This is a genomic window from Rhodoferax sp. (assembly GCF_028689295.1).
Classification (GTDB): domain Bacteria; phylum Pseudomonadota; class Gammaproteobacteria; order Burkholderiales; family Burkholderiaceae_C; genus Rhodoferax.
Genome location: NZ_JAQTWL010000003.1, coordinates 221,420 through 248,103, shown reverse-complemented (window position 1 = coordinate 248,103; position 26,684 = coordinate 221,420). Strand labels below are relative to the sequence as shown.

21 protein-coding genes and 1 pseudogene are annotated in these 26,684 nt (G+C 61.7%); 9 read left to right on the top strand and 13 right to left on the bottom strand.

What is annotated here, in order from left to right; translation table 11 throughout:
• Positions 1 to 194: 194 nt before the first annotated feature.
• The 3 genes and pseudogenes from PHF15_RS05120 to PHF15_RS05110 all read right to left on the bottom strand — a co-directional run.
• A pseudogene (locus tag PHF15_RS05120) lies at positions 195 to 278 on the bottom strand (transposase); the annotation flags it as partial.
• Positions 238 to 639 (bottom strand): hypothetical protein, encoded by a 402-nt coding sequence (locus PHF15_RS05115; protein WP_300119471.1) that lies wholly within the window; start codon positions 637 to 639, stop codon positions 238 to 240. The pseudogene PHF15_RS05120 and the gene PHF15_RS05115, both read right to left, overlap by 41 nt.
• Positions 640 to 740: 101 nt before the next feature.
• Positions 741 to 4,853 (bottom strand): HigA family addiction module antitoxin, encoded by a 4,113-nt coding sequence (locus tag PHF15_RS05110; RefSeq protein ID WP_300119469.1) that lies wholly within the window; start codon positions 4,851 to 4,853, stop codon positions 741 to 743.
• Positions 4,854 to 5,033: 180 nt separating this feature from the next.
• Between PHF15_RS05110 and PHF15_RS05105 the strand changes: the two genes are divergently transcribed.
• Positions 5,034 to 5,165 carry a hypothetical protein gene (locus PHF15_RS05105; protein ID WP_300119467.1) on the top strand — a complete coding sequence of 44 codons (132 nt, stop codon included), beginning with the start codon at positions 5,034 to 5,036 and terminating at the stop codon, positions 5,163 to 5,165.
• A 425-nt stretch (positions 5,166 to 5,590) separates the two neighbouring features.
• On the opposite strand, the gene PHF15_RS05100 is transcribed toward PHF15_RS05105, so the two are convergent.
• From PHF15_RS05100 to hyfB, 6 genes are read right to left on the bottom strand one after another with little or no spacing between them, the layout of a single operon-like run.
• On the bottom strand, positions 5,591 to 6,136 hold the full coding sequence (locus tag PHF15_RS05100) for a formate hydrogenlyase (protein ID WP_300119487.1): 546 nt from the start codon (positions 6,134 to 6,136) through the stop codon (positions 5,591 to 5,593).
• Positions 6,136 to 7,731, bottom strand: coding sequence for an NADH-quinone oxidoreductase subunit C (locus PHF15_RS05095; RefSeq protein WP_300119465.1), 1,596 nt, complete (start codon positions 7,729 to 7,731; stop codon positions 6,136 to 6,138). Before PHF15_RS05095 ends, PHF15_RS05100 begins: the two co-directional genes overlap by 1 nt.
• A gap of 4 nt (positions 7,732 to 7,735) precedes the next feature.
• On the bottom strand, positions 7,736 to 9,190 hold the full coding sequence (locus tag PHF15_RS05090) for a hydrogenase 4 subunit F (RefSeq protein WP_300119464.1): 1,455 nt from the start codon (positions 9,188 to 9,190) through the stop codon (positions 7,736 to 7,738).
• A gap of 2 nt (positions 9,191 to 9,192) precedes the next feature.
• Complete coding sequence (locus PHF15_RS05085) at positions 9,193 to 9,852, bottom strand: formate hydrogenlyase (RefSeq protein WP_300119485.1); 660 nt, start codon at positions 9,850 to 9,852, stop codon at positions 9,193 to 9,195.
• Positions 9,852 to 10,802, bottom strand: coding sequence for an NADH-quinone oxidoreductase subunit H (locus tag PHF15_RS05080; protein ID WP_300119463.1), 951 nt, complete (start codon positions 10,800 to 10,802; stop codon positions 9,852 to 9,854). Before PHF15_RS05080 ends, PHF15_RS05085 begins: the two co-directional genes overlap by 1 nt.
• Positions 10,799 to 12,823 (bottom strand): hydrogenase 4 subunit B, encoded by a 2,025-nt coding sequence (gene hyfB / locus PHF15_RS05075; RefSeq protein WP_300119462.1) that lies wholly within the window; start codon positions 12,821 to 12,823, stop codon positions 10,799 to 10,801. The genes PHF15_RS05080 and hyfB overlap by 4 nt, the downstream gene beginning before the upstream one ends.
• A gap of 113 nt (positions 12,824 to 12,936) precedes the next feature.
• Between hyfB and PHF15_RS05070 the strand changes: the two genes are divergently transcribed.
• The 7 genes from PHF15_RS05070 to PHF15_RS05040 all read left to right on the top strand — a co-directional run bounded on the left by PHF15_RS05070 (position 12,937) and on the right by PHF15_RS05040 (position 19,542).
• Positions 12,937 to 13,143: a DUF3460 family protein gene (locus PHF15_RS05070; protein ID WP_300119460.1), complete on the top strand. Its 207-nt coding sequence runs from the start codon at positions 12,937 to 12,939 to the stop codon at positions 13,141 to 13,143.
• A gap of 68 nt (positions 13,144 to 13,211) precedes the next feature.
• A complete protein-coding gene (locus tag PHF15_RS05065; protein ID WP_300119458.1) occupies positions 13,212 to 14,060 on the top strand; it encodes a ScpA family protein in 849 nt (282 codons plus the stop codon).
• 17 nt (positions 14,061 to 14,077) lie between these two features.
• The gene (nadB, locus tag PHF15_RS05060; protein ID WP_300119456.1) at positions 14,078 to 15,679 is read left to right on the top strand and encodes an L-aspartate oxidase; all 1,602 of its coding nucleotides are present in this window, start codon (positions 14,078 to 14,080) and stop codon (positions 15,677 to 15,679) included.
• 56 nt (positions 15,680 to 15,735) lie between these two features.
• Positions 15,736 to 16,635, top strand: a complete 900-nt coding sequence (panB, locus tag PHF15_RS05055) for a 3-methyl-2-oxobutanoate hydroxymethyltransferase (RefSeq protein WP_300119454.1) — start codon at positions 15,736 to 15,738, stop codon at positions 16,633 to 16,635.
• A 6-nt stretch (positions 16,636 to 16,641) separates the two neighbouring features.
• Positions 16,642 to 17,490, top strand: a complete 849-nt coding sequence (panC, locus tag PHF15_RS05050; RefSeq protein WP_300119452.1) for a pantoate--beta-alanine ligase — start codon at positions 16,642 to 16,644, stop codon at positions 17,488 to 17,490.
• 190 nt (positions 17,491 to 17,680) lie between these two features.
• Positions 17,681 to 18,328: a cyclic nucleotide-binding domain-containing protein gene (locus tag PHF15_RS05045; RefSeq protein WP_300119451.1), complete on the top strand. Its 648-nt coding sequence runs from the start codon at positions 17,681 to 17,683 to the stop codon at positions 18,326 to 18,328.
• Positions 18,329 to 18,387: 59 nt separating this feature from the next.
• Positions 18,388 to 19,542: a cyclic nucleotide-gated ion channel gene (locus PHF15_RS05040; protein WP_300119450.1), complete on the top strand. Its 1,155-nt coding sequence runs from the start codon at positions 18,388 to 18,390 to the stop codon at positions 19,540 to 19,542.
• A gap of 54 nt (positions 19,543 to 19,596) precedes the next feature.
• Here the strand turns inward: PHF15_RS05040 and PHF15_RS05035 are convergent, their stop codons facing one another.
• Genes PHF15_RS05035 through hemC form a run of 4 tightly spaced genes read right to left on the bottom strand, consistent with a single transcriptional unit; the run spans position 19,597 to position 23,724 of the window.
• On the bottom strand, positions 19,597 to 20,883 hold the full coding sequence (locus tag PHF15_RS05035; protein WP_300119449.1) for a heme biosynthesis HemY N-terminal domain-containing protein: 1,287 nt from the start codon (positions 20,881 to 20,883) through the stop codon (positions 19,597 to 19,599).
• A gap of 2 nt (positions 20,884 to 20,885) precedes the next feature.
• The gene (locus PHF15_RS05030; protein WP_300119448.1) at positions 20,886 to 21,965 is read right to left on the bottom strand and encodes a uroporphyrinogen-III C-methyltransferase; all 1,080 of its coding nucleotides are present in this window, start codon (positions 21,963 to 21,965) and stop codon (positions 20,886 to 20,888) included.
• Positions 21,962 to 22,771, bottom strand: a complete 810-nt coding sequence (locus PHF15_RS05025) for a uroporphyrinogen-III synthase (protein WP_300119447.1) — start codon at positions 22,769 to 22,771, stop codon at positions 21,962 to 21,964. The genes PHF15_RS05030 and PHF15_RS05025 overlap by 4 nt, the downstream gene beginning before the upstream one ends.
• Positions 22,772 to 22,773: 2 nt before the next feature.
• Positions 22,774 to 23,724, bottom strand: coding sequence for a hydroxymethylbilane synthase (hemC, locus tag PHF15_RS05020; RefSeq protein WP_300119446.1), 951 nt, complete (start codon positions 23,722 to 23,724; stop codon positions 22,774 to 22,776).
• A gap of 103 nt (positions 23,725 to 23,827) precedes the next feature.
• Here hemC and ppc point away from each other — a divergent pair, with 103 nt between their 5' ends.
• A complete protein-coding gene (gene ppc, locus PHF15_RS05015; protein ID WP_300119444.1) occupies positions 23,828 to 26,677 on the top strand; it encodes a phosphoenolpyruvate carboxylase in 2,850 nt (949 codons plus the stop codon).
• The last annotated feature ends 7 nt before the right edge of the window (positions 26,678 to 26,684 follow it).

Sequence of the window (26,684 nt, the reverse complement as noted above, 5' to 3'; positions counted from 1 at the left end):
TTCCAGCGCTCCCACATCAGAGCCTTCTGGCTATCAGAGTAGTAAATCCTGGGTCTTTGTTTCATCTGCAACACTCCTTCTGCTCATGCAGAATTTAAGGCGTTGCATCGACCGGTTGAATCCAAGACCCAAAGCGGAATTCCAAACGATCAGTTTCAGTGCCTGAAAGCGGCCGTTCACGGGTGGCGGCGCGTCTGGCTGACGCCAACTCCGCGTTCAGTTACCAGCTTTACAGCTTCAACCTTGAACTCCCGGCTGAATTGCCTTCTCTTTGCCATTTGCTATCTCCTGTTTCATCGACCACCTTAACAAAGTGTCTTTGAAACCGGCAGCAGCCCAAAGTTCGTAGCTCTCAGCCAAAAACCACTGGTGTTGCCTGTTAGTGTGGCGAGCTAAATCGTGAATAGCTTGATCAATGGTGACATTGCGAAAGCCATAGAAAACAACCCGGCCAGCAGAAGCATCCTTGAAGGACATATTCTGCAAGTTAACAGTTCCACGCAGACCGGCTTGAATATTAGCGTGAAAACCGCCACCGATTAGCAGCTTAATGCCGCCAGACATTGGCATAGAAAAACAGCCAAGTATTCGCATTTGAACCCCGACAGCGATTCGCATCCCAATGCCGCCGGTCTGCATTAACCGCTTCTAGTGCATCGTGCTGATTTGATCATGAACTTCTGCGGGCATTGGTCAGGCGATCACCTCTTCGCTGCGCTCAGCCCTCGCCCTGCAGTCAGCTAGCGCAATCTCCGGTTAATTTGCGCTTCAGTATCCTCCTGGGCGGCTTCCCGTTCGTAGGTCCCCGTCAGCTTCATAAGCAGTTCGGAAGCCACGTACGGCGACGACATCCGGATCTGCTGCGCCCACTTTCTGTACTTGTTGGCCAGTTGGCGCTCCTGATCCCCGCCAGGACCTCTCGTATGTACCCCTCGCGAGTTGTACACGCCAGTATGCGCTCCGCGCATCATTTCCTCGGACTGGATATCTTCCATCACACTCCTCACCGCTTCACAAGGCCAGGCGCCGTCCTTGCCGATTTGCGCTGAAGCAAACAGTTCTCCGATGACAACATCGGCGATTCCGATGCGCGACAGCTCGGCGCAGGACTTACGTACGGTTCCGGTCCACTTCGCTAGACGCTCGACGTCAACTCTCCCGTTTTCGTCGCTTCCGGGAATCCTTTTCAGCGCCTGTATGAGCTTGAATCCCCGTTCAGCCATGGGTTTGCCCTTTTCTGCTTCCGCCTTGAATTCTGGAGGATCTTCCGCTCGGTCTTTGCGCTTGTATGTCCAGACGATGGCTTGGACCAGCACTTCAGGGTGGTCCTCGATGTAGCGCTCGAGGTTCGGGATTGCGGACTTAGCACGTCGGTCCCATGCGCGGTCAAGCACCTCTAGGTACGCGAATTCGAGGCCGGCCTTCTGTTCGAGCGACAGTTCGGAGGTCCTGTTGATGCATTCGAAAGCCCTTTCGACGTAGTAGTGTTCGAGCAGGTATTCGCCCACCTTGTCGTCGCCGTCCTGCGCCATGACAGTAAGAAGTTGGAATAGTGTGCGGACCGACAGCTTTTCGGGGTGATCCTTGACGAGCGCGAACGCTGCGCGCGGTCGCCGGGCCTTCATGAGCATATCGACCGCCTTCGCCATCTCCGCAGGGGAGTCCCGCAGCCAGCCGGGAACGACCTCCTTCCAGTACCGCGTTTCAACGCCCTCTCCGTACGAGGAGACCAGCGACCAAGCGGTTTCGCCGAAGGGCGCGAGCGTCAGAAGGCGGACCGCGCTCTCGGGACCTATCGCGGTAATGGCAGACTTTAGGAATGCTTCACGTTTCTGGTCGCCGGGCATCACTCCTAGAATGCCTTGAATCAGCCATTCCAACGCACGGGCTTCAGGCTCGTTCTCGCTCATTTTCTGGAAGGCGAGGATTACGAGCGCGAGCAATTCCGCCTCGTCCAGCACACGCTCAGCCGCAAGGGCGCCGATGGTTCCCGATGCTCCGCTGCGGATTGCCGTGTCGAGCAAGCCAGCGATGCCATGCTTTCCTTGAATTTCTTTCAGCGCATCGGTCCGCTGTTTGCGGATTCGCTTATCGCGCTCTTCGTAGTCAATATTCTCGATATCTTCGAGCTCGTCGGCTGACTCGTCGATCCACGTGCCCTTGAACAGCCACGCGTGCTTGTCGAGGAGGCTGCTCGGTTCAAGCGCGGTATAGATGTGCTTGGCTGCGGCTGTTACGCGGGATTGCTTCCCGCTTTTCTTCGCACGCAGGGCTGCGAGGCGGGATAGCGTCGAGACTCGGATCTTCTCGCGTAACGCAATCTTGTCGTCGTCGCTGGCGGTCTTTGCCCATGCCTCGACCAGTGACCAAACGCGGTCCTGGTTGGCGTCCGTCAGATCATGGAGGCGGTCAATCAGGTCAGACAGCATCGAGACCGAGTAGCGCGCCCGGGATAAGGCCAGCTCGATCATCTTGTCCGCGAATTCGAAAATCGGTCCCCATGTCGGGACCGGCTCACCGTACCCATATCCGTCCGGGCGCCACGTCGGCTTGTGGCTATAGTCTCCGACTTGGTGGTGATTGCCGAACTGCGCGACGCAAAGCGTCCAGGCGACGTCCGGGAACCTGTCGAACAAGACTTTCACCAGAGCCACGCGTTCCTCATTGTTGGCTGCGGTCTGGGGCATCCAGGATCGGAATATTGCTGCTAGCGAATGCCCTGGCTTGTTCACCCAGTTATCGTTGATCTCGATCTGCGCCAGACGAGCGAGGATCATCACCGTACGAGGAAGCGTCTCCGGACTCCATGCGAGCCCTTCCAGCGCCCAGAGCAGTCCGGTGCGACTGGGACTGCCGAACATGCCGGATCCGGCGGGGCGAAGTAGGCCGAAAACTGCAGGGCTGTCTGCCTTCAGGTCGCGCTCGATGATCGAGAGGAACTCGGTCGGCGCCGCTTCGGCGTAGAGACGCAGGTCGTGGTCGTTGGCTTCGAGCACGCGCGTGGTGAGGGGATCCTTAAGTAGGTCGCACACTACCAGAGCTGCATGGACTTCCGTGTCTATCCCCAGGCGTGCCTTGAAAAGGCCCACGCCGTGAACGGCCAGGAGTACGAGCGTTTCCGAAATACCTTGGCGGAACGCAGAAGAGAATTCCCGTGTTTTTCCATGGATGGATGCTGCCCATCGCTGGTCTTCGGCGAGATCCAGGGATGGGTCGTCCTCGCCTAGCACCATCCGCGCGACATCGAAGTACCGCTTCAGGTCATCGCGGGTCACGTAGCGGGCGATGGCGTAGAGCAGATCTATCTTCGAGACGACCCCGCGATACGTCCCGATGGACCAGAGCGGCGAGTCGTTCAGTTGAACCAGGGCTTGGCAGTCCTTTTCCAGTGCTTCATACGCGCGGTCACCTGCCAGCAGGGATAGGCCGACCTTGTCGGTTTCGTTGAGCGAGTGCCAGGCACCTACCAGCATGAAGGCGATTAGATTTTCCGGGGCATGTTGCTGCGTTGCCCAAAGCGGCATTCGCACCGCCTCGACGGTCGCGAGCCTGCGGCGCAGGACAGTCAGCGAGCGCCCCGACTCGTTTACCAGGCTCTTGATCTCATCCCGGTTCTTGCCGATGCCTTTGAGTGCGGAGTCGAACGCTTCGAAACTGATCGGCTCGAGAACAATGTCCGGCTCCGAGTTGACCGAGTTCCTCGGGTACACGACGATGGAGTGCATCTGTTCCGTGTACGGCGCGAGTTCAACTTCGACTTCGCGCGAGTGCACGACGGAAATGAACGGCCTCGTCCCGCCTGCCAATTTCGGCAATACACCAGTTTTGTCGAAAACCAGGATCCGGTACCGGTAGGGTTCCAGCTCTGCACTCCCTTCAGGACCAAAGCACTGAGCCACGAAGGCCAGCGCTTCGTCAGTGGAATCTGCTGCGACCACGATTGGCCCCGTGGGCGGCTTCGCGAGACGCGAGGCGAGCTTCCGCTTCGCTTCCTCGATGGCCGAACTGAACAGCGAGCCGGGTAGCGGCGGAGTCGCCACGTTCGCCCAGTCTGCCCAGCACTTATCTAGCGAGCGGACGTCCTGCGCAGGAATGCCTGTCTCGTTGGCAAACCACGCCTGCCCGGGCAGCGACTGTTCCACCCACTGCTCCAGGTCGCTGGAGTCATAGGCCCGAACGTCCACCCAGGAACTCTCAGCCTTCTTTTCGGTCACCCATGTGCTTTTGCCGGCCCATCTGCGGGGAGTGACGAAAACGAACTCCATTGATGCCCTGTCGTTTGCATCAGTCGCAGTTACGCTTTTCTTGTAATCCTTGTCCGCCTTCGTCTTGGGATCCTCGTTGGTGCCGAACTCCCAGCCCGAGCGGCCTGCCGGCACCCATGGGGTTCCCTCGCTCGCCACGACACGGCCGTCCCAACCGGCGCGCTGGGAGTCATCGTTACCCGGGAAATCAACTTCCGTGAGTCCGCTACCTGTCGAATGGACCAAGGTCCTCAGGAATACAGCGAACCTGCTGCGAGCGGCGATGTTGTGCGAAGCCCAGCTCTCTATGTCGTTGGCCTTGATTGCCAGGAACGGGGGGACGTAGGCTTTTGCGTTCGTGGGGACGCTCTTCTGCTTAGCCTTGAAGGCGTCGTACTGCGCCTGCATTTCGAGCAGATCCTTCCTGGGGAACCCGAATGCCTTCTCGATGCGGGTAGCCATGTCGGCAGTGAGAGACGCTTTCCCGTTAATCAGGTTGGAAAGAGCTGGACGTCCGACGCCAATCAGCTCGGCGGCTTTTGTCACGGACATCTTCGCCGGGAAAATCTCTGCCTTGATACGTTCGCCAGGATGGCGGACTTCGCTCATGTCCATATGCTTTTAAATGACTCATTGTTGCCTGTGGGCCGATCTCACCAATTGTATTGCGTAGCGCTACACAATACAATATAATTGTGCTTAGCGCTGGAGCCAACCAGCGTCGGGCGGACTACTTGGCTGAATAGATCAGCAAGTCTGAGTAACACTTTTGTTTGAAGGAGTGCAAGTATGGCTATCAAACCTGGGCCCAAACCCATCGCAAAGTCAACAGGAAAGCCGGATAAGCGTCGCCGTGACAACAAGGAAACGCCCGGCAATACGCCTTCTCTCAAGCCGCACAAGCATAAGAAAGATGAATAACGTTGGTGGCGCTTGAAAAAGCGCCACCTAACTCAGGCGATAGGCTGAATTTATTCATTCGCTATCGGCAGCTCTAGTGCCCGCTACGCTCAATTCAGACTGGATACGAACGTTCCCGTTTAGCGATCGGAGGGCAGCAAAGGGTCGATGGTCGCCGCTCGTCAGATCACCTGCCATCGTATGTTTTCAGCCTGTAATGGAAATTCATTCGCAAAAACCTGAGCCAGCAGTGGCGCAAAATTCATGTGCTGAGAGCTGTCATTCGCGAGCGACTGGAACTGGCCCAGACCGGGTGCACCTGATTTTCAGGTGACAGGCTGCAATCGCTGCATACCTGAAGACGCCAGCCCACACGAATTTTTGCACTCGTATTCGATTTCAGGTAAATCTCGGCAGCACGCGCCGAATACATTCCATTCGGGCGATCAAAGCCGCAACTTGGCAGCGCCGGGCGGCTGCGCAACGCGCCGCCGCACCGCCTTCAAAATGCCGCGCAAGATGTCCAGCGGCGGTGGCGGGCAGCCGGGAATGACTTCATCGACCGGAATCACGTTGGCGACGCGGCCGCAGGTGGCATAGCTCTCGCCAAACATGCCGCCGTCGCAGGCGCAGTCGCCCACGGCCACCACCAGTTTGGGCCCGGGCGTGGCCTCGTAGGTGCGTCTCAATGCGGTTTCCATGTTGCAGGACACCGGCCCGGTCACCAGCAGCAGGTCGGCGTGGCGCGGGCTGGCGACAAACTTGATGCCCAGGCCTTCGAGGTTGTAATAGGGGTTGCCCAACGCATTGATTTCAAGCTCGCAGCCGTTGCATGAGCCCGCATCGACTTCGCGGATGGTCAGGGCTTGGCCCAGAATGTCGAGCAATTCACGCTGGATGCGCGCGGCTTGGGCGGCTTCGTCTGCGCCGATGTCGGGTGCGGCTTCGGTGCGAATGCCGGTCTTGGCGATTTGCTTGACCACTTTCCAGATCATAGGTCTTGCCCCGAGTAACTCAAGTTGAAAGACTTGTTGATGAGCGGAAAGTCGGGCACGATGTTGCCCATGATGGCGTGCTCCAGCACCGGCCAGTTTTGCCACGACGGGTCGTGCAAATGGCAGCGCCGGATGCGGTTGGCCTGATCGGCGCCAGCCAATTCCAGCGCCACAAACAGTTCGCCACGCCAACCCTCGACCCATCCGGCGCCGCGCGCTGGCTGCTGCGGTAATTGCACCGGGCACGACACCTCGCCCGCAGGCATTTCATCGAGCGTGCGCCGGATCAAGCGCATCGACTCGAACACCTCATCAAATCGAACTGCCACGCGCGCCGCCACATCGCCGTTGTGGTGGGTGGCCATGGCGACGTCCATGCCGCTGTAAGGCGGCCATGGGTGGTCGCAGCGCAGGTCCCAGGCCTGGCTGCTGGCGCGCCCGGCCAGCCCCGTCAAGCCCAGACGCGAGGCCAGCGCCGGCGTGACCCGGCCGGTGGTCATGAAACGGTCTTGCAGGCCGGCGTGGGCTTCGTAAATGGTGAACAGGGTGCGCACTTCCTGCTCCACGGCATCGCACTGCTGCACCAGCAGGTCGCACTGGGCGCGGTCGATGTCGCTTTTGACGCCACCGGGCACGATGCAGTCCATCATCAGGCGGTGGCCGAAGACCACTCCGGAAGCACGCAGCCAGTCTTCACGCAGGCGGGAAAACTGTGCCAGGCCAAAGGCAAAGGCGGCGTCGTTGCCCAGAGCCCCCAGGTCGCCCAGATGATTGGCGATGCGTTCACGCTCCAGCATCAGCGCGCGCAGCCAGGCGGCGCGCTCGGGAACAGTGGTTTGACAGGCGGATTCAAGCGCCATGCAATACGCCCAGGCGTAGGCCACGGTGGTATCGCCCGAGACCCGGCCCGCCAGCCGAGAGGCTTGCAGCGGCGCCAATTGCGTCATGCGTTGCTCGGTGCCTTTGTGCGTGTAGCCCAGGCGCTGCTCTAGCCGCAACACTTTTTCACCCACGACGCTGAAGCGGAAATGGCCGGGTTCGATGATGCCGGCGTGCACCGGGCCGACGGCAATCTCGTGCACGCCGTCGCCATCCACATGCACAAAGGGGTAGTTGACGAGTTCGGTGGCTTCCACCAGCGTCAACTTGTCGGGGTCTTGCTGCAGCGGGTAATGGTCGGCGGGCCAAGCGCCATGGTTGAGCCACGGGCGCAGGTCCTGGGCGCCCTGCGCGTGCACACCCGACAAATCAGCGGCGGCGCGCTGCATGCGCCCTGCCGCCGGGAACACCGTGGCCAGGTCCGGATAAACCAATTGACGCCCGATTTGCGCCAGCGGTGCCAGCGGCAGCGACAACCAGAACGTGCCTTCGAGCGTGACGTAAGCGGCGCACATGAAAGCGGGTTCGCGTGCCACGCCGGCGGTGCTTTTGCCATCACCGATCGGTCCGGCCCACAACGCCAGCAAACGCCCGCCCTCGTCGCGCACAGCTGTCGCGGCCGACTGCCACTGCTCGGTCGTCACCTGCGCGTGCCAGATCGGCACCGGCGCGGGCAGCGCATCAAACTCAAGATCAAGTCCGGGGATTCGCATGCCCTTAGCCTCCCAGCATGCTGGCCGCCTGCACGTACCAGCCGTTCAAATAGGGCGGAATGAACAGGCCCAGCACCAGCGCCAGCGCCAGGTGCACAAACACCGGGATCAGCGCCGGCGGATGCGCCAGCGGCTTCAGGGTGGTGTCGCCAAACACCATGGGCAGGACCCGGATCAAGATGGAGGCAAAGGCGATACCGAGCGCCAAAAACAAAAATGGCGCGGCCCAGGGTTGCTCGCGCATGGCGGTGGTCAGAATCAGGAACTCGCTGGCAAAGACCCCAAACGGTGGCATCCCCAGAATGGCCATCACACCCATCATCAAACCCCATCCCACCGTCGGGTTCACCTTGATCAGACCGCGAATCTCGCTCATCACCTGGGTTCCGGCTTTTTGCGTGGCATGCCCCACCGTGAAGAAAATGGCAGACTTGACCAGCGAGTGCACCGTCATGTGCAGCAGCCCGGCAAAGTTGGCCACCGGCCCGCCCATGCCGAAGGCAAAGGTGATCAACCCCATGTGCTCGATCGACGAGTACGAAAACATGCGTTTGACGTCTTTTTGCCGCGACAAAAAGAACGCCGCCACCGTGACCGACAGCAAGCCAAAGCCCATCATCAACTGGCCCGCCATATTGCTGTCGAGTGCGCCGTCGGTGAGCACTTTGCAGCGCAGCACGGCGTACATGGCCACATTGAGCAGCAGCCCGGAGAGCACCGCCGACACCGGCGTCGGGCCTTCGGCATGGGCGTCGGGCAGCCAACTATGCAGCGGCACCATGCCGATCTTGGTGCCGTAGCCGATCAGCAAGAAGACAAAGGCCAGCGTGATGATGGTGGGGTCGAGCTGGCCCTTGATGTCGTTGAGGCTGGTCCACAGCAGCGTGGCGTGCTCGGGGCCGAGCACTTTTTCGGCCGCCATGTACAGCAAGATGGTGCCAAACAGCGCCTGCGCAATGCCGACCCCGCACAAAATGAAATACTTCCAGGCGGCCTCCAGGCTGGCGGTGGTGCGGTAAACGCTGACCAGCAGCACAGTGGTCAGCGTTGCGGCTTCCATGGCGACCCAGATGATCCCCAAGTTGTTGGTGGTAAAGCCCAGCAGCATGGTGAAACTGAACAGTTGGTACATGCTGTGGTAAAGGCGCATGCGCGGCGGCGTCATCTTGCCGTGGTCCTGCTCGATGCGCATGTAGGGGCGCGAAAAAATGGCCGTGGTCAGGCTGACAAAAGCAGTGAGCGTGACCAGGAAAACGTTGAGCGGGTCAATGTAAAACTGGTCGTGCAAGAGCAGTTGCGGCCCGTTGTTGATGACCTGGGCGGTGAGCACGCAGGAAGCCAGAAAAGTCAGCAGGCTGAAGGCCACGTTGACATCCCGGGCGTAGCCACGGTGACCCGTCAGGGCTAGCGCCATGCCGCCCAGCAACGGAACTCCCAGGACAAAATAAAGGGCGTGCATGCTCAGTCTTCCTTGAGGGATTCAAGGTTATGGATGTCCAGCGTGTCGAATTTCTCGCGAATCTGAAACATGAACACACCCAATATCAACACCCCCACCAGGACGTCGAGCGCCACGCCAAACTCCACGATCATCGGCATGCCGTTGGTGACCGCGGTGGCGGCAAAGATCAGGCCGTTTTCCATCGACAGGAAGCCGATCACCTGCGGCACCGCCTTGGAGCGCGTGATCATCATCATGAACGACAACAAAATGCAGGCCAGCGCAATGCCGAGCGAGCCCCCGGCCAGAGAACTCGACAGCCGCGACACTGGCAGCGCCAAGCTGAACGCCAGGATCACCAGGCCGATGCCAACCAGCATGGTGGTCGGCACATTGAGCAGCGTCTCCACGTCCCAGCGCACATTGAGTTTGCGAATCACCCGGTGCAGCATCCAGGGAATAAAAATCACCTTGAGCACCAGCGTCAACCAGCCGGAAATGTACAAGTCAGGCTGCCTGGTGACGTAACCCAGCAAAAACGAGGCCGCCACCAGCGCTGCGCCCTGGATCATGAACAGGTTGATCAGCGTGCCAATGCGGCGCTGCGAAATCATGGCAAATGACAGCAGCAAAATCAGCGTGGCAAACAGGTTGATCAGTTGCGGGGCAAACTTGGCGATCATCCGACCCCCAGCAATATATTGACCAGCAGACCCAGCACGGCCAGCAAAAAGGCAGTGCCCAGAAATTCGGGCACCCGGAAGATGCGCATCTTGGCACTCAGGGTCTCAATCAGGGCCATCAAAAAGCCGCCAACGGCCAGCTTGACCAGCAGCACCGGCAAGGCCAGCAGCAGGGCCAGCGGCGAATGAGCCTCGGCCACACCCCATGGGAAAAAGATGGCGAGGCCAGCGCAGGAATAGGCGAACAGCTTGAGGCTGGCGGCCCACTCCAGCAGCGCCAGATGGCGTGCCGAATACTCCAGAATCATCGATTCGTGGATCATGGTGAGTTCCAGGTGGGTGTCGGGGTTGTCCACCGGCACGCGGGCGTTTTCGGCCAGAGACACCATGGTGAACGCCACCCCGGCCAGCAGCAGACTGGGGTAGATGGCAAATTCGCGGTGGGCCAGCGTTTCCACAATGGCGGTGAGCGAGGTCGAGCGGGTGATCATGGAGGCGCAAAAGAGCACCATCAGCAAGGCTGGTTCAGCCAAAAACCCGACCAGCATTTCCCGGCGTGCGCCGAGCGACCCGAAAGCAGTGCCCACATCCATGGCGGCCAGTGAAATAAAGACACGCGCCAGCGCAAACAAACCCACCAGCGCAATCGCATCGGCCGCTGGTGACAGGGGCAAATCGGTGGAGAGCGTGGGGATGATGGCGCACGCCAGCAGCATGCAACTGAAAATAATGTAGGGTGCCGTGCGGTACAAGGATGTGGCGCGATCAGCCATCACCGATTCCTTGTTGAACAGCTTGTGCAACATGCGGTAGGGCTGCAGCAAGCCCGGCGCCGACTTGTTTTGCAGCCGCGCGCGCCACTGGTTGACCCAACCCGTGAGCAACGGGGCCAGCAGCAGCGCCATGACCAGCGCCAGCAATTGCGAGAGTGCGCCGAGCCAGCTCATCGCTTCACCGCCAGCAAGACCACAATCAGGGTGACAAAGCTGTACATCAGATAAACCGCAATGCGCCCCTGCTGCAGCAAGCCGACAATTTTGGAGACCCGCTCAACCAGTCGGGCGACCGGCAAATAAAGCCAATACCAAAGGGGATCTTCCAGTGTGACCTTGTAGCCGGGCTGCGCATCAAAAGCGGTCGGGAGCTGCCGCTTGATGCGGAAAAATGGTTCGAAGATCTGCCGGATCGGTTGGCCAAAGCCCTCGGCGGTGTCCTGCATGCGCGGGGTTTGCCACGGATATCCACAATCCCACGGCGGTACCCGGCGCATGCGCCCATGGTAGAGCTTGCGCACCAGAAAAAATGCCAATCCAAAGCTGGCCAACACACCCAGCAAAAAGATGGCCGGTGCATAGCTGGCACGTTCCACGCTCACCGGTACCAACAGCCAGCCACTGTCGGCCAGGGTATGCGCCAGACCGGCGCCCACCAGCAGCTGGGTGGTGGGGTCGATCAGTGAAATGATCTGGTTCGGAAACAAGCCCAGCACGACGCAACCCATCACCAGCCACATCATGCCCATGCGCTCCCAGGGGCCGGCATCATGCGCGCGTGACAGGTTTTCCTCGCGCGGCTGGCCCAGAAAAATCACGCCAAAATACTTGACCATGGTGTAGCCCGAGAGCGCCGCGATCAGCGCAATCAGCGCCGCCATCACCGGCACCAGCATGTCGAGGAAAGAGCTTGGCAGGCCGGTCGTGAACAGGAAACTCTGCAGCAGCAGCCATTCGGCCACAAAGCCGCCAAACGGTGGCAGGCCGGCGCAGGCCAGCGCACCCACCAGCGTTGGCCAGGCCACCCAGGGCATGTAGCGCATCAGGCCACCGAGTTTGCCCAGACTGCGCTCGCCGGTGGCATGCATCACGGCGCCGGTGCTGCAAAACAACAGGCTCTTGAAAAAGGCATGAGCCAGCATGTGGTACATGGCGGCGGTCAGCGCCAGCGCCGACAGGGCTTTCATGTCATAGGCCAGAAACAGCAGCGACAGGCCAAAGCCGGCGCAGATCAGGCCGATGTTCTCGATGCTTGAGTAGGCCAGCAGGCGCTTCATTTCCACCTGCACGGTCGAGAACACCACGCCGAACAAAGCCGTCAGCAAGCCCACGCCCATCAGCAGCACGCCCCACCACCAGATCGTGTCCTGCAACAGATCAAAGCTCACGCGCAGGATGCCGTACAAGGCGATCTTGAGCATGACAGCGCTCATCAAGGCAGAAAACGGCGACGGCGCTGCCGGGTGCGCCTCGGGCAGCCAGACGTGCAGCGGCAGCAAACCCGCCTTGGCGCCAAAACCGAACACCGCCAGCACGAAAGCCACCGAGCCCCAGAACGGCGTCAGGTGCTGTTGGCGCATGTTGGCAAAGGTGTAGTCGCCGGTGTTGGCCTGCAGCAGGCCGAAGCACAACAAAATGCCCAGTGCGCCGATGTGCGCTATCAACATGTAGATGTAGCCGGCGTTGCGAATCTCGGGAATGCGGTGGTTGGCCAGCACCAGAAAGAACGACGACAAGGCCATGGTTTCCCAGACCACCATGAACAGGTAGGCATCGTCGGCCATCACCACCAGGGCAATGCTGGCCAGAAAGACGTGGTATTCCAGACAAATCAAGCCGGGCGGCGTGCCCTCGCCCTGACGAAAGTAACCGGCGGCAAAGGTGGAGACACCGGCCGAGACGCCACCGATCAGGATCAGGAAGAAAGCCGACAGGTTGTCGAGCCGCAAATGGAACGGCAGTTGTGGCAGGCCCAGCGGCAGGACGGCTGTTTCAGGACCGCTGAACACCGCACTCAGCGACACGGCCAGCAACAGCACCGAAAAAAATGCGCCCATGGGAAAAAGCACGATGGCGACAAACCTGAAACGCCGCAGCGCCAGCACACCCAGCACGCCAATCAGCAACCAGGCCACTACCACAACCAATACCCAGTCCAAATGGACCCAGGCTGCAGGGTGGAAAAAAGAAGTCATGGATCGGGGTAGGCGTCGCTGTAAATCAGGATCGGGATATTACACCCGTCTTAGCGTGCTCAATACAATGGCACCCGCGAGCACCGTTAGAATGCCGCAAAGAGGTTATCGACATGCACATTTTTTACCGTCCCCTTTACCAATCCGATGCCACCCAGTTCATCGATCAACTCAGAGCCGAAGACCCTGGGATCGAAGTCCGCCAGCGCGAAGGACGTGAATTGCTGTGGGACAAGCCGGTGGATCGCCAGGCCTGGGAAGAGTACCGTGCCGCGCAAGTCGCTCAAAAGCCGTACGTTTACCAGACCGAAGGCAAATAACATTGATTGGCCTGTAGCCCTTTTGCACCCAGGGCAGGCAGCTATACCGATAGCACTCCGCTCGTTAAATGGTTGACAACGCCACGCTCGATGCTGGCAGCAGCCAGACCCTGGTCGGGATGCCGACGGTGGTTGATCAGGTCGCCGTGGCGCGTCTCTATGGTGAGCCGCTGTTTGCCATGCCGCAGGATTTGTACATCCCGCCCGATGCGCTGGAGGTCTTTCTGGAGGCCTTCGAAGGCCCCCTGGATTTGCTGCTGTACCTGATCCGCAAACAAAACTTCAACATTCTGGACATCCCCATGGCCGGGCTGACGCGTCAGTACCTCACCTATGTGGAAGAAATTCGCCACCGCAACCTGGAGTTAGCCGCCGAATACCTGCTGATGGCAGCCATGCTGATCGAGATCAAGTCACGCATGCTGCTACCGCCCAAGCGTGTGGCAGATGGCTTGGAGGCCGAAGACCCGCGCGCCGAACTGGTGCGCCGCCTGCTGGAGTACGAGCAGATGAAACTAGCCGCCGCCCGGCTCAATGATCTGCCCCAGTTGGGACGCGATTTTCTGCGCGCCCAGGTGTACATCGAGCAGTCGCTGGCGCCGCGTTTTCCTGACCTTGCCTTGAGCGATTTGCAGCAGGCCTGGCAAGCCATCCTGCAGCGCGCCACGCTGGTGCAGCGCCACAGGATCACGCGGGAAGAACTCTCGGTGCGCGAGCACATGAGCCTGGTGCTGAAAAAGTTGCAGGGCCGGAGATTTGTTGAATTCGAGTCCCTGTTCGACCCGGCCAAGGGCACGCCGGTACTGATCGTGACCTTCATTGCGCTGCTCGAGCTGGCCAAGGAAACCCTGATCGACATCACCCAGGCCGAGGCCTTTGCGCCCATTTATGTGCGGCTTGCCTACACCCCCTCTTAAACCCATCTGGAATTCTCATGCCTTCTCGCCAAACCAATGCGGCCCCAGCCACCCTTCACTTCGACGTTTTGATCGTCGGCAGCGGCCTAGCCGGACTCAGTTCCGCCCTGCTGCTGGCCCCAACCAAACGAGTCGCGGTGATCACCAAACGCGCGGTTGCGGAAGGCTCCACCGGCTGGGCTCAGGGCGGCATTGCCGCGGTGTGGAGCAAGGACGACAGTTTTGAAGCCCACATTGCCGACACGTTGGTGGCCGGCGCCGGTCTGTGCGACCTGGACGCGACCCGCCGCGTGGTGGAAAACGCGCCCCAAGCCATTGCCTGGCTGCAAACCCTGGGCGTGCCGTTTTCTGAAGAAGACGGCCACCTGCACCTGACCCGCGAAGGCGGCCACAGCGCCCGACGCATCGTGCATGTGACCGACGCCACCGGCGCCGCCGTGCAGCGCACGCTGATCGAACAGGTAAAAAAAACGCCTAACATCACACTGTTCGAGCAGCACACGCTGGTGGACCTGATCACCACCGAAAAACTTGGTCTGTCAGGCAAGCGCTGCCTGGGGCTGTATGCGCTCGACGAGGCCACCGACCAGGTACTCACCTTCGAGGCACCCCAAACCATTCTGGCCACCGGCGGTGCCGGCAAGGTATACCTTTTCACCACCAACCCCGACACTGCCACCGGTGACGGCATTGCCGCGGCCTGGCGTGCCGGTTGCCGGGTGCAAAACATGGAGTTCATCCAGTTCCACCCAACCTGCCTGTACCATCCGCATGCCAAGTCGTTTTTGATCAGCGAAGCAGTGCGCGGCGAGGGCGGACGCCTGTTGCTGCCAGATGGCACCCGCTTCATGCCCGCCCACGATGCACGGTTGGAATTGGCACCCCGCGACGTGGTGGCGCGCGCCATCGACTTCGAGATGAAAAAAGGCGGCTTCGACTGCGTCTACCTGGACATCTCGCACCAGCCCATGAGCTTTTTGCAAGAGCATTTCCCCAACATTTACGCGCGCTGCCTTGAGCTCGGCATCGACATCTCAAAACAGCCCATTCCGGTGGTTCCTGCGGCCCACTACACCTGCGGTGGCGTGCTGGCCGACCTCGAGGGGCGCACCGACATCGACGGCCTCTACGCCATTGGCGAGGCCGCCTGCAGCGGCCTGCACGGCGCCAACCGGCTGGCCAGCAACTCCCTGGTGGAGTGCATGGTGTTTGCCCAGGCGGCGGCCCAGGACATTGAGCACAGCACGCTTAAACCCACCGCCTCGCTGCCGGCTTGGGATGACAGCCGGGTCAGCGACCCTGACGAGATGGTGGTGATCTCGCACAACTGGGACGAACTGCGCCGCTTCATGTGGGACTACGTGGGCATCGTGCGCACCAACAAGCGCCTCGAGCGCGCCGCCCACCGCGTGGCCTTGCTGCAAGACGAAATTCAGGAGTTTTACGCCCTTTTTCACGTCACCCGCGACCTGCTGGAACTGCGCAACCTGGTGCAGGTAGCCGACCTGATCGTGCGCAGCGCCCAGGCCCGCCACGAAAGCCGCGGCCTGCACTTCAGTCGCGACTACCCCGGCATGCTGGAACAGGCGCTGCCCACCACGCTGAGCCCGAAAGTCTGATGTTCAACAGCACGGGTCTGCGTTAGACTCGCGCCACATTTTTGGGGAAACTTCCGATGAACCAACCCACCACGCAAAGCGCCTCGCCCTACGGCACCCTGCCACCTGCCAGCAACCCCGCCCTGCGCAAACCGGTGAGCCTGCCGCGACTGCTCGAAATGCACGCGCGCGGTGAAAAAATCACCATGCTCACGGCCTACGATGCCACCTTTGCCGCCGTGGCCGATGCCGCCGGGGTTGAATGCATTCTTGTGGGCGATTCGCTGGGCATGGTGTGCCAGGGTTTGACCAGCACCGTGGGCGTGTCGCTGGAAACCATGCGCTACCACGTTGAAAGCGTGACGCGCGGCGTGCGACGGGTGCAGGGCACCGCCTGGATCATTGGCGACCTGCCCTACGGCACCTACCAGGAATCCAGGGAACAGGCGCTGCGCAGCGCCGCCGTGCTGATGCAGGCCGGCGCCCACATGGTCAAGCTCGAAGGCGGTGGCTGGACTTCTGAGACCGTGCGATTTCTGGTGGAGCGCGGCATTCCGGTCTGCGCCCACTTGGGTTTGACACCGCAAACGGTGCACGCCCTGGGCGGCTACCGGGTGCAGGGCAAAACGGTCGAGTCGGCAGCCATCATGAAACAACAGGCCCGCGCGCTGCAGGATGCCGGCGCCTCGCTGCTGGTGCTGGAGATGGTGCCCGCCGCGCTCTCGGCTGAGCTCACCACTGAGCTGCCGCACTGTCCCACCATCGGCATCGGTGCCGGCAGCGGCACCGCCGGCCAGGTTCTGGTGCTGCACGACATGCTGGGTCTGAACCTGGGCAAGATGCCCAAATTCGTGCGCAACTTCATGGCCGACCTGCCCGGCGTGCAAGGCCAGCACGGTATCAGGGAAGCCATGCAAGCCTATGTCAAGGCTGTCAAAGAGGGCAGTTTTCCGTACAACGCGCTACACGCCTGGTAGGTTTTTATGCAGATCATCCGAACCATCGCCGAATTGCGCGAGCACCTGGCCAACTTCAAACGTCCCGCCTTTGTGCCCACCATGGGCAACCTGCACGACGGCCACCTGGCGCTGGTGCGCCAGGCCAAGCCGCTCGGCGACGTGGTGGTGGTCAGCATTTTTGTCAACCGCCTGCAGTTTTTGCCGCACGAAGATTTCGACACCTACCCGCGCACCTGGGAGGCCGACTGCCAGGCGCTCGAGGCGGCGGGTTGCGATGTGGTGTTCGCACCCGGCGAGAAAGAGCTGTACCCGGAGCCGCAAGGCTTCACCATCCAGCCGCCATCGGAGTCCGCCAACATCCTCGAAGGCCATTTCAGGCCGGGGTTTTTTGGCGGCGTCTGCACCGTGGTGATGAAGCTGTTTGCCTGCGTCGGGCCGCGCGTGGCCCTGTTCGGGCAAAAAGATTATCAGCAACTCATGGTGATCCGGCGCATGGTGCGGCAGTTCGCCCTGCCCATCGAGGTCATCGGCGGCCAGACCCTGCGCGCGTCTGACGGACTGGCGCTGTCGTCGCGCAACAACTACCTCAGCCCAAGCCAGCGCAAGGAAGCCGTGCAACTCTCAAAAGCCCTGCGCGCCATGGCCGAAGCCGTGCGCGCCGGCGCCACCGATCTGCCAAGCCTGGAACACCACGCCATGGACGCCCTGGCCCAGCGCGGGTGGCAGCCCGACTACCTGACCGTGCGCTGCCGCAGCAACCTGCAAAGCCCTGTTGCCGATCAGGTCACGGCACTGGCCAAAAACGAAGGTCTGGTGGTGCTTGGCGCCGCCAAATTGGGCAGCACCCGGCTGATCGACAACCTGGAAATTTGACCGGAAATCGGGCGGCGCCCTCAATGGCAGTCGCCACATGTGACTCGCCAAAACACGACTGGTCGTGCGGTGATACCATCTCGTTGCAGGGTTTTTCATGCAAGCGCAAACCTGAAATGCCCGGCCACCGCCAGCTCGCAGCCTGGGCCAAAGGACTGCGCTCTCAATCTCCTACCGATGGCGTCACGACATGACCGATATCAACATTGCTTATATCTACGGTTTCATCGGCGCTGGCTTGATGGTGACCAGCTATCTGATGAAAAGCATGCTGCCGCTGCGCGTGGTGGCCCTGGTCGCCTGCCTTTTCCTGGTGCTCTACGGCTACTTCGCTGCCGCCATGCCGACCTTGTTGCTCTATGGCGCGCTGATCCCGATCAACATCAAGAAGACGCTGCAGATCCACAAGCTGGTCAAGGCCATCGAAAACGCCAAATCCGATACGCCCATCTCCGAATGGCTGCTGCCGAACATGACGCGCCGAACGGCCAAGGCGGGCACGAGGCTGTGGAAAAAGGGCGACGTGGCCAAGGAGATGCTGTATCTGGAGTCCGGCAGCTTGCGCTTGGTGGAATACGATGAGGTGCTGGCGCCGGGCAGCCTGGTCGGTGAAATTGGTCTGTTCGCGCCCGACAATATCCGCACACTCAGCCTGGAATGCGTCACCGACTGCACCCTTTTCAGCCTTTCGGCCGAAGGCATGGCACGCCTGTATTACCAGAACCCAAAGCTGGGCTTTCACGTCATGCGCCTGATTGTGGCGCGCCTCATGCACGACACGGAAAAGGCGCGCCGCGAGGCCACTGCCAGCAGCTTCGGGCCGCTGGATCCGGCCTAGCAATGATTCTCACCCGTTAACTGGTCCAGTCGTTGAGACTCAAGCATTTCGGGACACCCATGGCTGCTACCACGTTACGCCAGCAGGTTTACGCGGCATTGCCCGTCGGCGAGGACCATCGCGGCGCAGCCTGGATGGCTGCGCTGGTCATTGGCAACGTCGTGCTGGCCACGGCGGCGACCCTGCTGCAGTCGGTGCCGGAGTTGCAGCCACACATTGCGACCAACACCTCGATCGCGTTATTGCTTTGCGGCAGCATCTTTTTTGCAGAACTCTTGCTGCGCTTCTGGACGGCGCCAGAATGTGATCGACTGTGGCGCACGTTTCCGGTGCTGGGCAAGTGCGGCGCCTATCTGTTCAGCTTTCACGGCGTCATCGACCTGCTGGCCTGCGTTCCGCTGGTCTTTGTCCTGGCCGGCTTTGCGTCCACCGGCTGGCTCAGTCTGTTCGGGGTGATTCCGCTGTTCAAGCTGTCAAGGTATGTGACATCGCTTGAGTTGGTGGGAGCGGCCATTCACAACGAACGGCACACCTTGATGGCATTGGTACTGACCCTGGGACTTTTGCTGGTTGTGTTGTCAACTTGCCTCTTCCTGATCGAGCGTGAGGCGCAGCCCGCGCAATTCAAATCGATTCCGCACACCATGTGGTGGGGCATCGTGACATTGACCACGGTGGGTTACGGTGATATGTCACCCGTCACCCTGACGGGTCGCATTCTTGGCGGCATGACCATGCTGATCGGCATCGGCATGCTGGCCATGCCCACTGGCGTGATCGCGCTTGGCTTTGCCAACGAGCGCAGGCGCCGGGAATTGCTGCAAAATTGGAAAATCGTATCGGGCCTGCCTTTGTTCAAAGGCCTGGACGCCAATTGGATATCGGAAATTTCCGGTCTCCTGCGAAGCTTGATCGTTCCCGCCCATGTGATCGTCATCACCAAGGGGGAGTTTTCAACTTCGCTGTTTTTCATTGTGGACGGCGAGGTCGAGATCGACCTTTTCCCCGCCCCGCGCCGCCTCAAGAGCGGCGACTTCTTTGGTGAAGCGGGTCTGCTGCAGAACAAACCGAGAAGCGCCACGGTGACCACCGTCAAGCCAACGCGTTTCCTGGTGCTGGGGTTGGCGGAGTATCAAAGCCTGATTTCCCGCGCGCCGGATTTGCGTCAAAAACTTGAAGAAACAGCGGCTCAACGAACCCGAGAAAGCCGCTAAACCTCCATCCAAGGTCAGCTGCGCAGAACATGGCCCACAGGCAAACTGCCCGACTCAATCTTCCGGACGCAATGCCATTTGTGCGGCTTGTTGCCAGGCATCGGCAGCCCGCGCGGAATCGCCCTGGCGCTGCGCCAGATCAGCGAGCATCAGCAAGGCGCTGGCAGCCAGTCGGTGATCGTGCAAACGCGGCAAAGCCTGGCTGATCAACTGCTGGGCCTTGCCCCAAAGTTCCAGTTGCAGGCAGGCCACGCCGGCCAGATACTGCAAAACGGCGTCTCCAGGTTGCGCCATTTGTGCCCGCTCGATACGCGCCAGCCACGTCGCATCGACTGCGCCGGCAAATGCCGTTTCCAGCACCCGTATCAGAGCAATCTTCTGGCTTTGACTCAACGCATTCGGGGCTTTGACCATGCGCTCCCACACTGGCAGCAGCCATGCCAGCGCGGTGGCCTGGTCGCCTCCCAAAGGCAGCCAACGTGAAGCCGCCAGACCGGCCACTTCGGGCATGGTCTGCTCGGCTGACTCGAGCTTGTGCCAGATCCGTTGCAACTGCTCAGTATCGCGAGCCGCCCGGATGTTTTCCAGCGCCAGGGCGCGCACCAGGCCGCGACCTGAATCCTCGGAAAAGGCGCGGTGCTTGACCAGCAGGCGCGCCGTGTCCAGCGCCAGGCTCGATTGGCCTGTCAAACGCGCCAACTTGAGCCGCAAACGCAAGGCCAGGGTGCGCCGCGCGACCCCCTGCGGTAACTGGGCAAACCAATCCTGCGCTGTCGCTGCATCGCGGTCGCGCAGCGACCAGCGCACGGCGCGCAGCAACAAGCCCTCGCGGATGCCCGTCGCGCCCAGGCTGGCAGACTGTGCCAGGGCCTGCTGAAAATGGACATCGCGCGCAGTTTTGTCCTGCAATGCCTGCGAGCTTTCTGCGGCCAGAAGACTGGCCAAGACTCGCAAACGCACGGCAGCAGAACCCGCATCGCCATTACGCGCCAGCGCCGCTTCACGCGCCAGCACTTCAAGCGCCGACTTTCTGGCCCGCAGGTAGCGGCCAGCGACAAAATGTGACAAGGCATCCAACAGGGTGGCATGCATGGCCTGCTCCTGGTGACGCACCCGCCACGACAGCGCCTGCCCCGGCAGGGCGAACAGGGCCGCCAGCGCCCTGAGCGCCAGATGCAACAATAGAAACAACAAGCCCAGCAACACCACCACCATGTTGAGCGACAGATCGACCCGGTGCGGCGGCCAAAATACGGTGATCGTGCCGGCGTTGCTGCTGACAAACAGGGCCAGCAACACCGCCACGCCGAACAAGCCCAGGAACCACAAAGCCACACGCATGGTCAGCGCCCCGCAACGGCGGTGGCCAACACCGCCAGCGTCTCGTCGATGCGCGGAAGCTGCAGGGTGCGCATCTGCGTCTGCAACTGTTGCAGCAAGGCAGCAGCGGCCTGGGTTTTGCGCGCATTGGACTGAAAGTATTTTTTCAGCATGGCTTCCGCATCGGCCAGATCGGAGCGCGCCGATTCAATCTGCCGTGCCAGTAGCCCCAGGCGGGCGTTGAGCAGCTTGAGCTTGAGGTTTTCACGCAGAAAAAAGGACTGCTCCGGTGACAGCAGCGCCGCATCCGGAGACTCGATGCGGCTCACCCTGACCAGGTTGCGCGCCTCCCCGAGCACCATCTGGAAACCAGTTTGCCACCAACTCACGGGCGCTTTCGGTGGCACGACCAGGTTTTTCTCAACCTGGCGCGCGGGTGCCACCGCATTCGCCAGCACCAGTTCATCGGCCAGATGCACCAGTTCGTCGAGCTTGATCAGCAGCGTGGGTGTGTCGCTGACCGCCGAAGCCTTGACGCGGTCGATGTCGCGTGCAATGGCGCGCTGCAACAAGGCCAGCCGCGGTTGCGCCGCCCGAACAATGCGCTGGTCGGCGCTTTTGAGGGCTGCCAGCATCGGCTCCACGCTGCCCGTCAACTGCGCCTGTTGCTGGGCCAGGCGCAAGGCGGCTTCAATATCCACCACCAGATTTTCATCACGGGAACGCGACATGCTTTGCATCAACTCGTCGAGCTGGCTGCGCTGCAGGGCCACCTCGCTCAAGCGAGAATCCAGCACGGCCGCGCGCGCCGCTGCCTCTTGCGCCAAGGACACGGCCTGTTTGGCCAGCGCCCGCGCCTCCGAAGACTGCGATTGCGTTTCAGCACTCTGGCGCGCCAGTTGCTCCTGCATGCCGGTCACTTTTTGCCATAACAGGGCAACCGTCAACAGGGCCAGCACGGCCAGCACCGCTGACGGCCACACGGCCCATCGAGCTGCTGGTGCGCTTTTGGCAGCGGCGCCAACCGTAGTCGATGTCGCACTGGCGCTCGGCTCAGCGGGGCTTGGCGGGTTGGCAGATTCGGGGGGAAGCTCGGGGTTCATGCCGGGGATTCTACCGACGCCAGCACCTCTTCCCAGGTGGGGCGTGACTGCGTGACCACACCAAAGCCCAGGTCCCGGGCCGCTGCCGCGATCCGGGGATGGGTCGCATGGGCGCGGGTCGATGACCAGTTCTGCCCGGGCAGCAGGCCACGCAAATGGCCTAGCGCCTCGGCGCTGCTGAACAGCCAAACCGAGCCGTCCGAGGCGGCGTCGCACGCCAGCTCACGCTGCCGATCTCCCCAAAAAGGGGCACCGCGCTGATACGCCACCACAAAGTCCACCTGCGCACCGGCTTGGCGCAGACGCCCGGCCAGCCATTCGCGGCCCACGCCCTGGTCATTGTCGGCCGTGGTGCTGCCGTCGGGCGCCACACTGTCGCCACGCACGATCAGCACCTTGTCGCCCGGCCGCACCCGGGTCTGCACCAACTGCCAAAGCGCCTCGGAGTCAAATTGCCCGGCCAGCTCCGGGGGTGTGTCCATCAAAGCCGGGGCAGCGCCGTGTTCCAGCAAGGCTTTGGCGGTGCCCGGGCCGGTTGACCAGAATCGCGTGGTTTGAACTGCCAGCGGCTTGCCAGTGGAAAGCGGCCCTGGTTGTTCCTGAAAGAAAAAATCGACCGCATGGCGGCTGACAAACATCGCCGCCGCGTAACCGGGCATCTGCTGCCAGGCCGCGTGCACCGCGGTGGTGTTGTTCAAACCGCGCACCTCGATCAGCGGCAGCACCAGCGTCTCATGGCCCCTGGCGGCAAAGCGGTCTGCCCAGTGCTGCGCCTGCGGCTGCACCCGGGTCACGATGATGCGCACGCTCAACCCGGTTGGCTGGCGGCTGCGGCCAAATGGGCCAGCGTGCCGCCCTGGGCCAGCACCTGGGTGCGCAGGGTATCTGCCACTCGCTGGCCCAAATCGGCCGCGCTGGCCAGGTCGGTCACCGGACCGGCCAGATGCACACGCACCAGCGGCAAAAGACCCTCGGTGTCGCCCCAGGCGGCGTCGATCGTCAAAAGGTTGTCGCTGAGCGTGGCGTAGGCCGCCAGCGGCATGGAACAGCTGCCACCCATGGCCCGGCTCACGGCGCGCTCGGCGGCCACCGCCAGCCAGGACGTCTGGTGCACGAAAGGGGCCAGCGCCGCCACCACGTCGGTGCGGTCGGAGCACACTTCGATGCCGAGCGCGCCCTGGCCGGCCGCCGGCAGCATCACCGAAGGCTCGAACACCGCTCGAATGCGTGTTGCCAACCCCAGGCGCTTGAGGCCGGCCGCAGCCAGCACAATCGCGTCGTACTGGCCTTCATCGAGTTTGCGCAGACGCGTATCCAGATTGCCGCGCAGGGGTTCGATGCGCAGGTCGGGCCGCAAGGCGCGCAGCAAGGCCACGCGGCGCAGGCTCGACGTGCCCATCACCGCGCCCTGCGGCAGGGCATCCAGATTGGCATATTTGTTGGAGACAAAAGCATCGCGCGGGTCTTCGCGCTCCATCACACAGGCCAGACTGAAGCCTTCAGGCAGTTCCATCGGAACGTCCTTGAGTGAATGCACGGCCAGGTCGGCGCGCTTTTCTTCCAGAGCCACTTCCAGTTCCTTGACAAACAGGCCCTTGCCGCCGACTTGGCTCAGCGCGCGGTCCAGTATCTGGTCGCCCTGGGTAGTCATGCCCAGCAGGCTGACCTGATGGCCCTTGGCACTCAAAAGGGTTTGTACATGCTCGGCCTGCCACATGGCCAGGCGGCTTTCTCGTGTTGCGATGGTGAAGTGCTGCATAGTGCGGGGCTGAAAAGCCGTAACCTTTTCGTAATCTTGTTCAAGCCGAGAATGCTAGCATGGCTTTTGCTTAAGCTTTTGCCTACCGACTTTGAAAACTGCCATGCCCAAGCCCACCCCTGCATCCAAAACAAGCACGCTCCGCAACAGCGAGCGCCCGCTGGTCGAAAACATCCGCCTGCTCGGGCGCATTTTGGGCGACGTGATACGCGAGCAGGAAGGCGACGCCGCTTATGCCCTGATCGAGCAGATCCGCCAGCTTTCGGTCACCTTTCGCCGCCACGCCGACCTGGTGGCCGACAAGGCGCTCAACAAGTTGCTCAAGTCGCTCAGCGGCGACCAGACCGTGAGCGTGGTGCGGGCCTTTACCTATTTCAGCCACTTGGCCAATCTGGCGGAAGACCGTCACCACATCCGCCGCCGCGCGGTGCATGAGCGCGCCGGCAGCATCCGCCCCGGCAGCATCGACATGACGCTCAAACGACTGGCGGACAAAGGCATCACGCCGCAAGCCATCAGCGACATGCTGGCGCACAGTTTTGTCTCACCGGTGCTCACGGCCCACCCCACCGAGGTGCAGCGCAAGAGCATCCTGGATGCCGAACGCGCGATTGCACAACTGCTCACCGCGCGCGACGACATCCTGGCGCAGGCGGCGGCCAGCAAGGTGGCGCACGATGCGCTCACGCCACGCGAACTGAGCCAGAACGAAGCCCAGTTGCGCGCCCGCGTGCTGCAGTTGTGGCACACCCGGCTGCTGCGCTTTTCCAAGCTCACCGTGGCCGACGAGGTGGAGAACGCGCTGAGTTATTACGAATCGACCTTTCTGCGTCAAATTCCCAAGCTCTACGCCAGCCTGGAGCAGGCTCTGGGGCCGCACCCGGTGCACAGTTTCCTGCGCATGGGCCAATGGATTGGCGGCGACCGCGATGGCAACCCCAACGTCAACGCCCAGACCCTGAGCCACGCCTTAAGCCGCCAGGCCGACATGGCGCTGCGGCATTACCTGACCGAGGTGCACTACCTGGGCGGCGAACTGTCTCTGTCGGCCATGCTGATGGACTTTCCGCCCGAGATGCAGGCGCTGGCGGCCCACTCGCCCGACAGCAACGAGCACCGCAAGGACGAGCCCTACCGGCGCGCCCTGATCGGCGTTTACGCGCGACTGGCGGCCTCCCTGAAGGCGCTCAGCGGTGGCGAGGCCGCCCGTCATGCGGTGGCGCCGCAGAACCCTTACCTCAAGCCTGAAGACCTGCTTCGCGACCTGCGCATCATCGAATCGTCGCTGCTGGCGCAGCACGCCCAGGCGCTGGTGACACAGCGTCTGCAGCCACTGATCCGGGCGGTGGAAGTGTTTGGCTTTCACCTGGCCAGCGTCGATCTGCGCCAAAGCTCGGACCAGCACGAAGCGGTGCTGGCCGAACTGCTGGCCACGGCGCGCATCACGCCGCATTACGGCCAGCTCGACGAGGCCGCCAAGCGTGAATTGCTGATGCGCCTGCTGTGCGACGCCCGCCCGCTGCGCGTGATCGGCCACGCCTACAGCGCCCACACGTTGAGCGAGCTCGGCATCTTCGAGACCGCCAAACAGTCACGCGCGCTGTTCGGGACGCAGGCCATTCGCCACTACATCATCAGCCACACCGAAACCGTGAGCGACCTGCTCGAAATAATATTGCTGCAAAAAGAAGTGGGGCTGATGCACGGCACGCTCGACACGCATGCCACTTGCGACCTGATCGTGGTACCGCTCTTTGAGACCATCGACGACCTGCGCAACGCATCAAGCATCATGCGCGAGTATTACGCCCTGCCCGGCGTGCTGGCCATGGTGCAGCGCGGCGCCCAAGACCAGTATGGCGAGCAGGACATCATGCTGGGCTACTCCGACAGCAACAAGGACGGCGGCATTTTTACCAGCAACTGGGAGCTGTACCAAGCCGAGATCGCGCTGGTGGACATGTTCGACGGCATCAACCAGAGCGCCCACGTCAGCCCGATCCGCTTGCGCATGTTCCACGGTCGTGGCGGCACCGTGGGGCGAGGCGGCGGCCCGAGCTTCGAGGCCATCCTGGCGCAACCCCCGGGCACCGTGCGCGGCCAGATCCGCCTGACCGAGCAGGGCGAGGTGATCGGCTCCAAATACGCCAACCCCGAAATTGGTCGGCGCAACCTGGAAACGCTGGTGGCGGCCACGCTGGAGGCCACGCTGCTCAACCCCACCCAATCGGCCAAGCCTGCTTTCCTGCAGGCGGCCGCCGAGCTGTCGCTCTCCAGCATGGCGGCCTACCGCAAGCTGGTGTACGAGACCCCGGGCTTTACCGAATATTTTTTCGATGCCACGCCGATCCGCGAAATTGCCGAGCTCAACATCGGTTCGCGCCCGGCGTCACGCAAGGCGACGCAAAAAATCGAAGACCTGCGCGCCATCCCCTGGGGCTTCAGCTGGGGCCAATGCCGCCTGACGCTGCCCGGATGGTTCGGTTTCGGCGCGGCGGTGGATGCGTTCCTGAATCCGCTCGGGGCTACCCCCAAGCTCAGCCAGCAGCGCTTGGCGCTGCTGCAGCAAATGCACAAAAAATGGCCGTTCTTCAGCTCGCTGCTGTCCAACATGGACATGGTGATGGCGAAGAGCGACCTGGCGCTGGCCTCGCGCTACGCCGAACTGGTGGAGGACAAGCGCCTGCGCAAGAAAATCTTCAGCGCCATCGAGCTGGAATGGCACCGCACCGCGCACGCGCTGGAGCTGATCACCGGCGACAAGCAGCGCCTGGCCAACAACGCCGCGCTGCAACGCTCGATCCGCCACCGTTTCCCCTACATTGACCCGCTACACCATTTGCAGGTGGAACTGGTGCGCCGCTTCCGCGCCGGTCAGACCGATGACCGGCTCAAGCGCGGCATCCACATCTCGATCAACGGCATTGCCGCAGGGCTGCGCAACACCGGTTGAAATCGTT

Excerpts from the sequence above, each read along its gene's own strand:
- PHF15_RS05115 (WP_300119471.1), bottom strand. The coding sequence starts at position 639 with ATGCAGACCGGCGGCATTGGGATGCGAATCGCTGTCGGGGTTCAAATG.
- PHF15_RS05110 (WP_300119469.1), bottom strand. The coding sequence starts at position 4,853 with ATGAGCGAAGTCCGCCATCCTGGCGAACGTATCAAGGCAGAGATTTTC.
- PHF15_RS05105 (WP_300119467.1), top strand. The coding sequence starts at position 5,034 with ATGGCTATCAAACCTGGGCCCAAACCCATCGCAAAGTCAACAGGAAAG.
- PHF15_RS05095 (WP_300119465.1), bottom strand. The coding sequence starts at position 7,731 with ATGCGAATCCCCGGACTTGATCTTGAGTTTGATGCGCTGCCCGCGCCG.
- PHF15_RS05090 (WP_300119464.1), bottom strand. The coding sequence starts at position 9,190 with ATGCACGCCCTTTATTTTGTCCTGGGAGTTCCGTTGCTGGGCGGCATG.
- PHF15_RS05080 (WP_300119463.1), bottom strand. The coding sequence starts at position 10,802 with ATGAGCTGGCTCGGCGCACTCTCGCAATTGCTGGCGCTGGTCATGGCG.
- hyfB (WP_300119462.1), bottom strand. The coding sequence starts at position 12,823 with ATGACTTCTTTTTTCCACCCTGCAGCCTGGGTCCATTTGGACTGGGTA.
- PHF15_RS05070 (WP_300119460.1), top strand. The coding sequence starts at position 12,937 with ATGCACATTTTTTACCGTCCCCTTTACCAATCCGATGCCACCCAGTTC.
- PHF15_RS05065 (WP_300119458.1), top strand. The coding sequence starts at position 13,212 with ATGGTTGACAACGCCACGCTCGATGCTGGCAGCAGCCAGACCCTGGTC.
- nadB (WP_300119456.1), top strand. The coding sequence starts at position 14,078 with ATGCCTTCTCGCCAAACCAATGCGGCCCCAGCCACCCTTCACTTCGAC.
- panB (WP_300119454.1), top strand. The coding sequence starts at position 15,736 with ATGAACCAACCCACCACGCAAAGCGCCTCGCCCTACGGCACCCTGCCA.
- panC (WP_300119452.1), top strand. The coding sequence starts at position 16,642 with ATGCAGATCATCCGAACCATCGCCGAATTGCGCGAGCACCTGGCCAAC.
- PHF15_RS05045 (WP_300119451.1), top strand. The coding sequence starts at position 17,681 with ATGACCGATATCAACATTGCTTATATCTACGGTTTCATCGGCGCTGGC.
- PHF15_RS05040 (WP_300119450.1), top strand. The coding sequence starts at position 18,388 with ATGGCTGCTACCACGTTACGCCAGCAGGTTTACGCGGCATTGCCCGTC.
- PHF15_RS05035 (WP_300119449.1), bottom strand. The coding sequence starts at position 20,883 with ATGCGTGTGGCTTTGTGGTTCCTGGGCTTGTTCGGCGTGGCGGTGTTG.
- PHF15_RS05030 (WP_300119448.1), bottom strand. The coding sequence starts at position 21,965 with ATGAACCCCGAGCTTCCCCCCGAATCTGCCAACCCGCCAAGCCCCGCT.
- hemC (WP_300119446.1), bottom strand. The coding sequence starts at position 23,724 with ATGCAGCACTTCACCATCGCAACACGAGAAAGCCGCCTGGCCATGTGG.
- ppc (WP_300119444.1), top strand. The coding sequence starts at position 23,828 with ATGCCCAAGCCCACCCCTGCATCCAAAACAAGCACGCTCCGCAACAGC.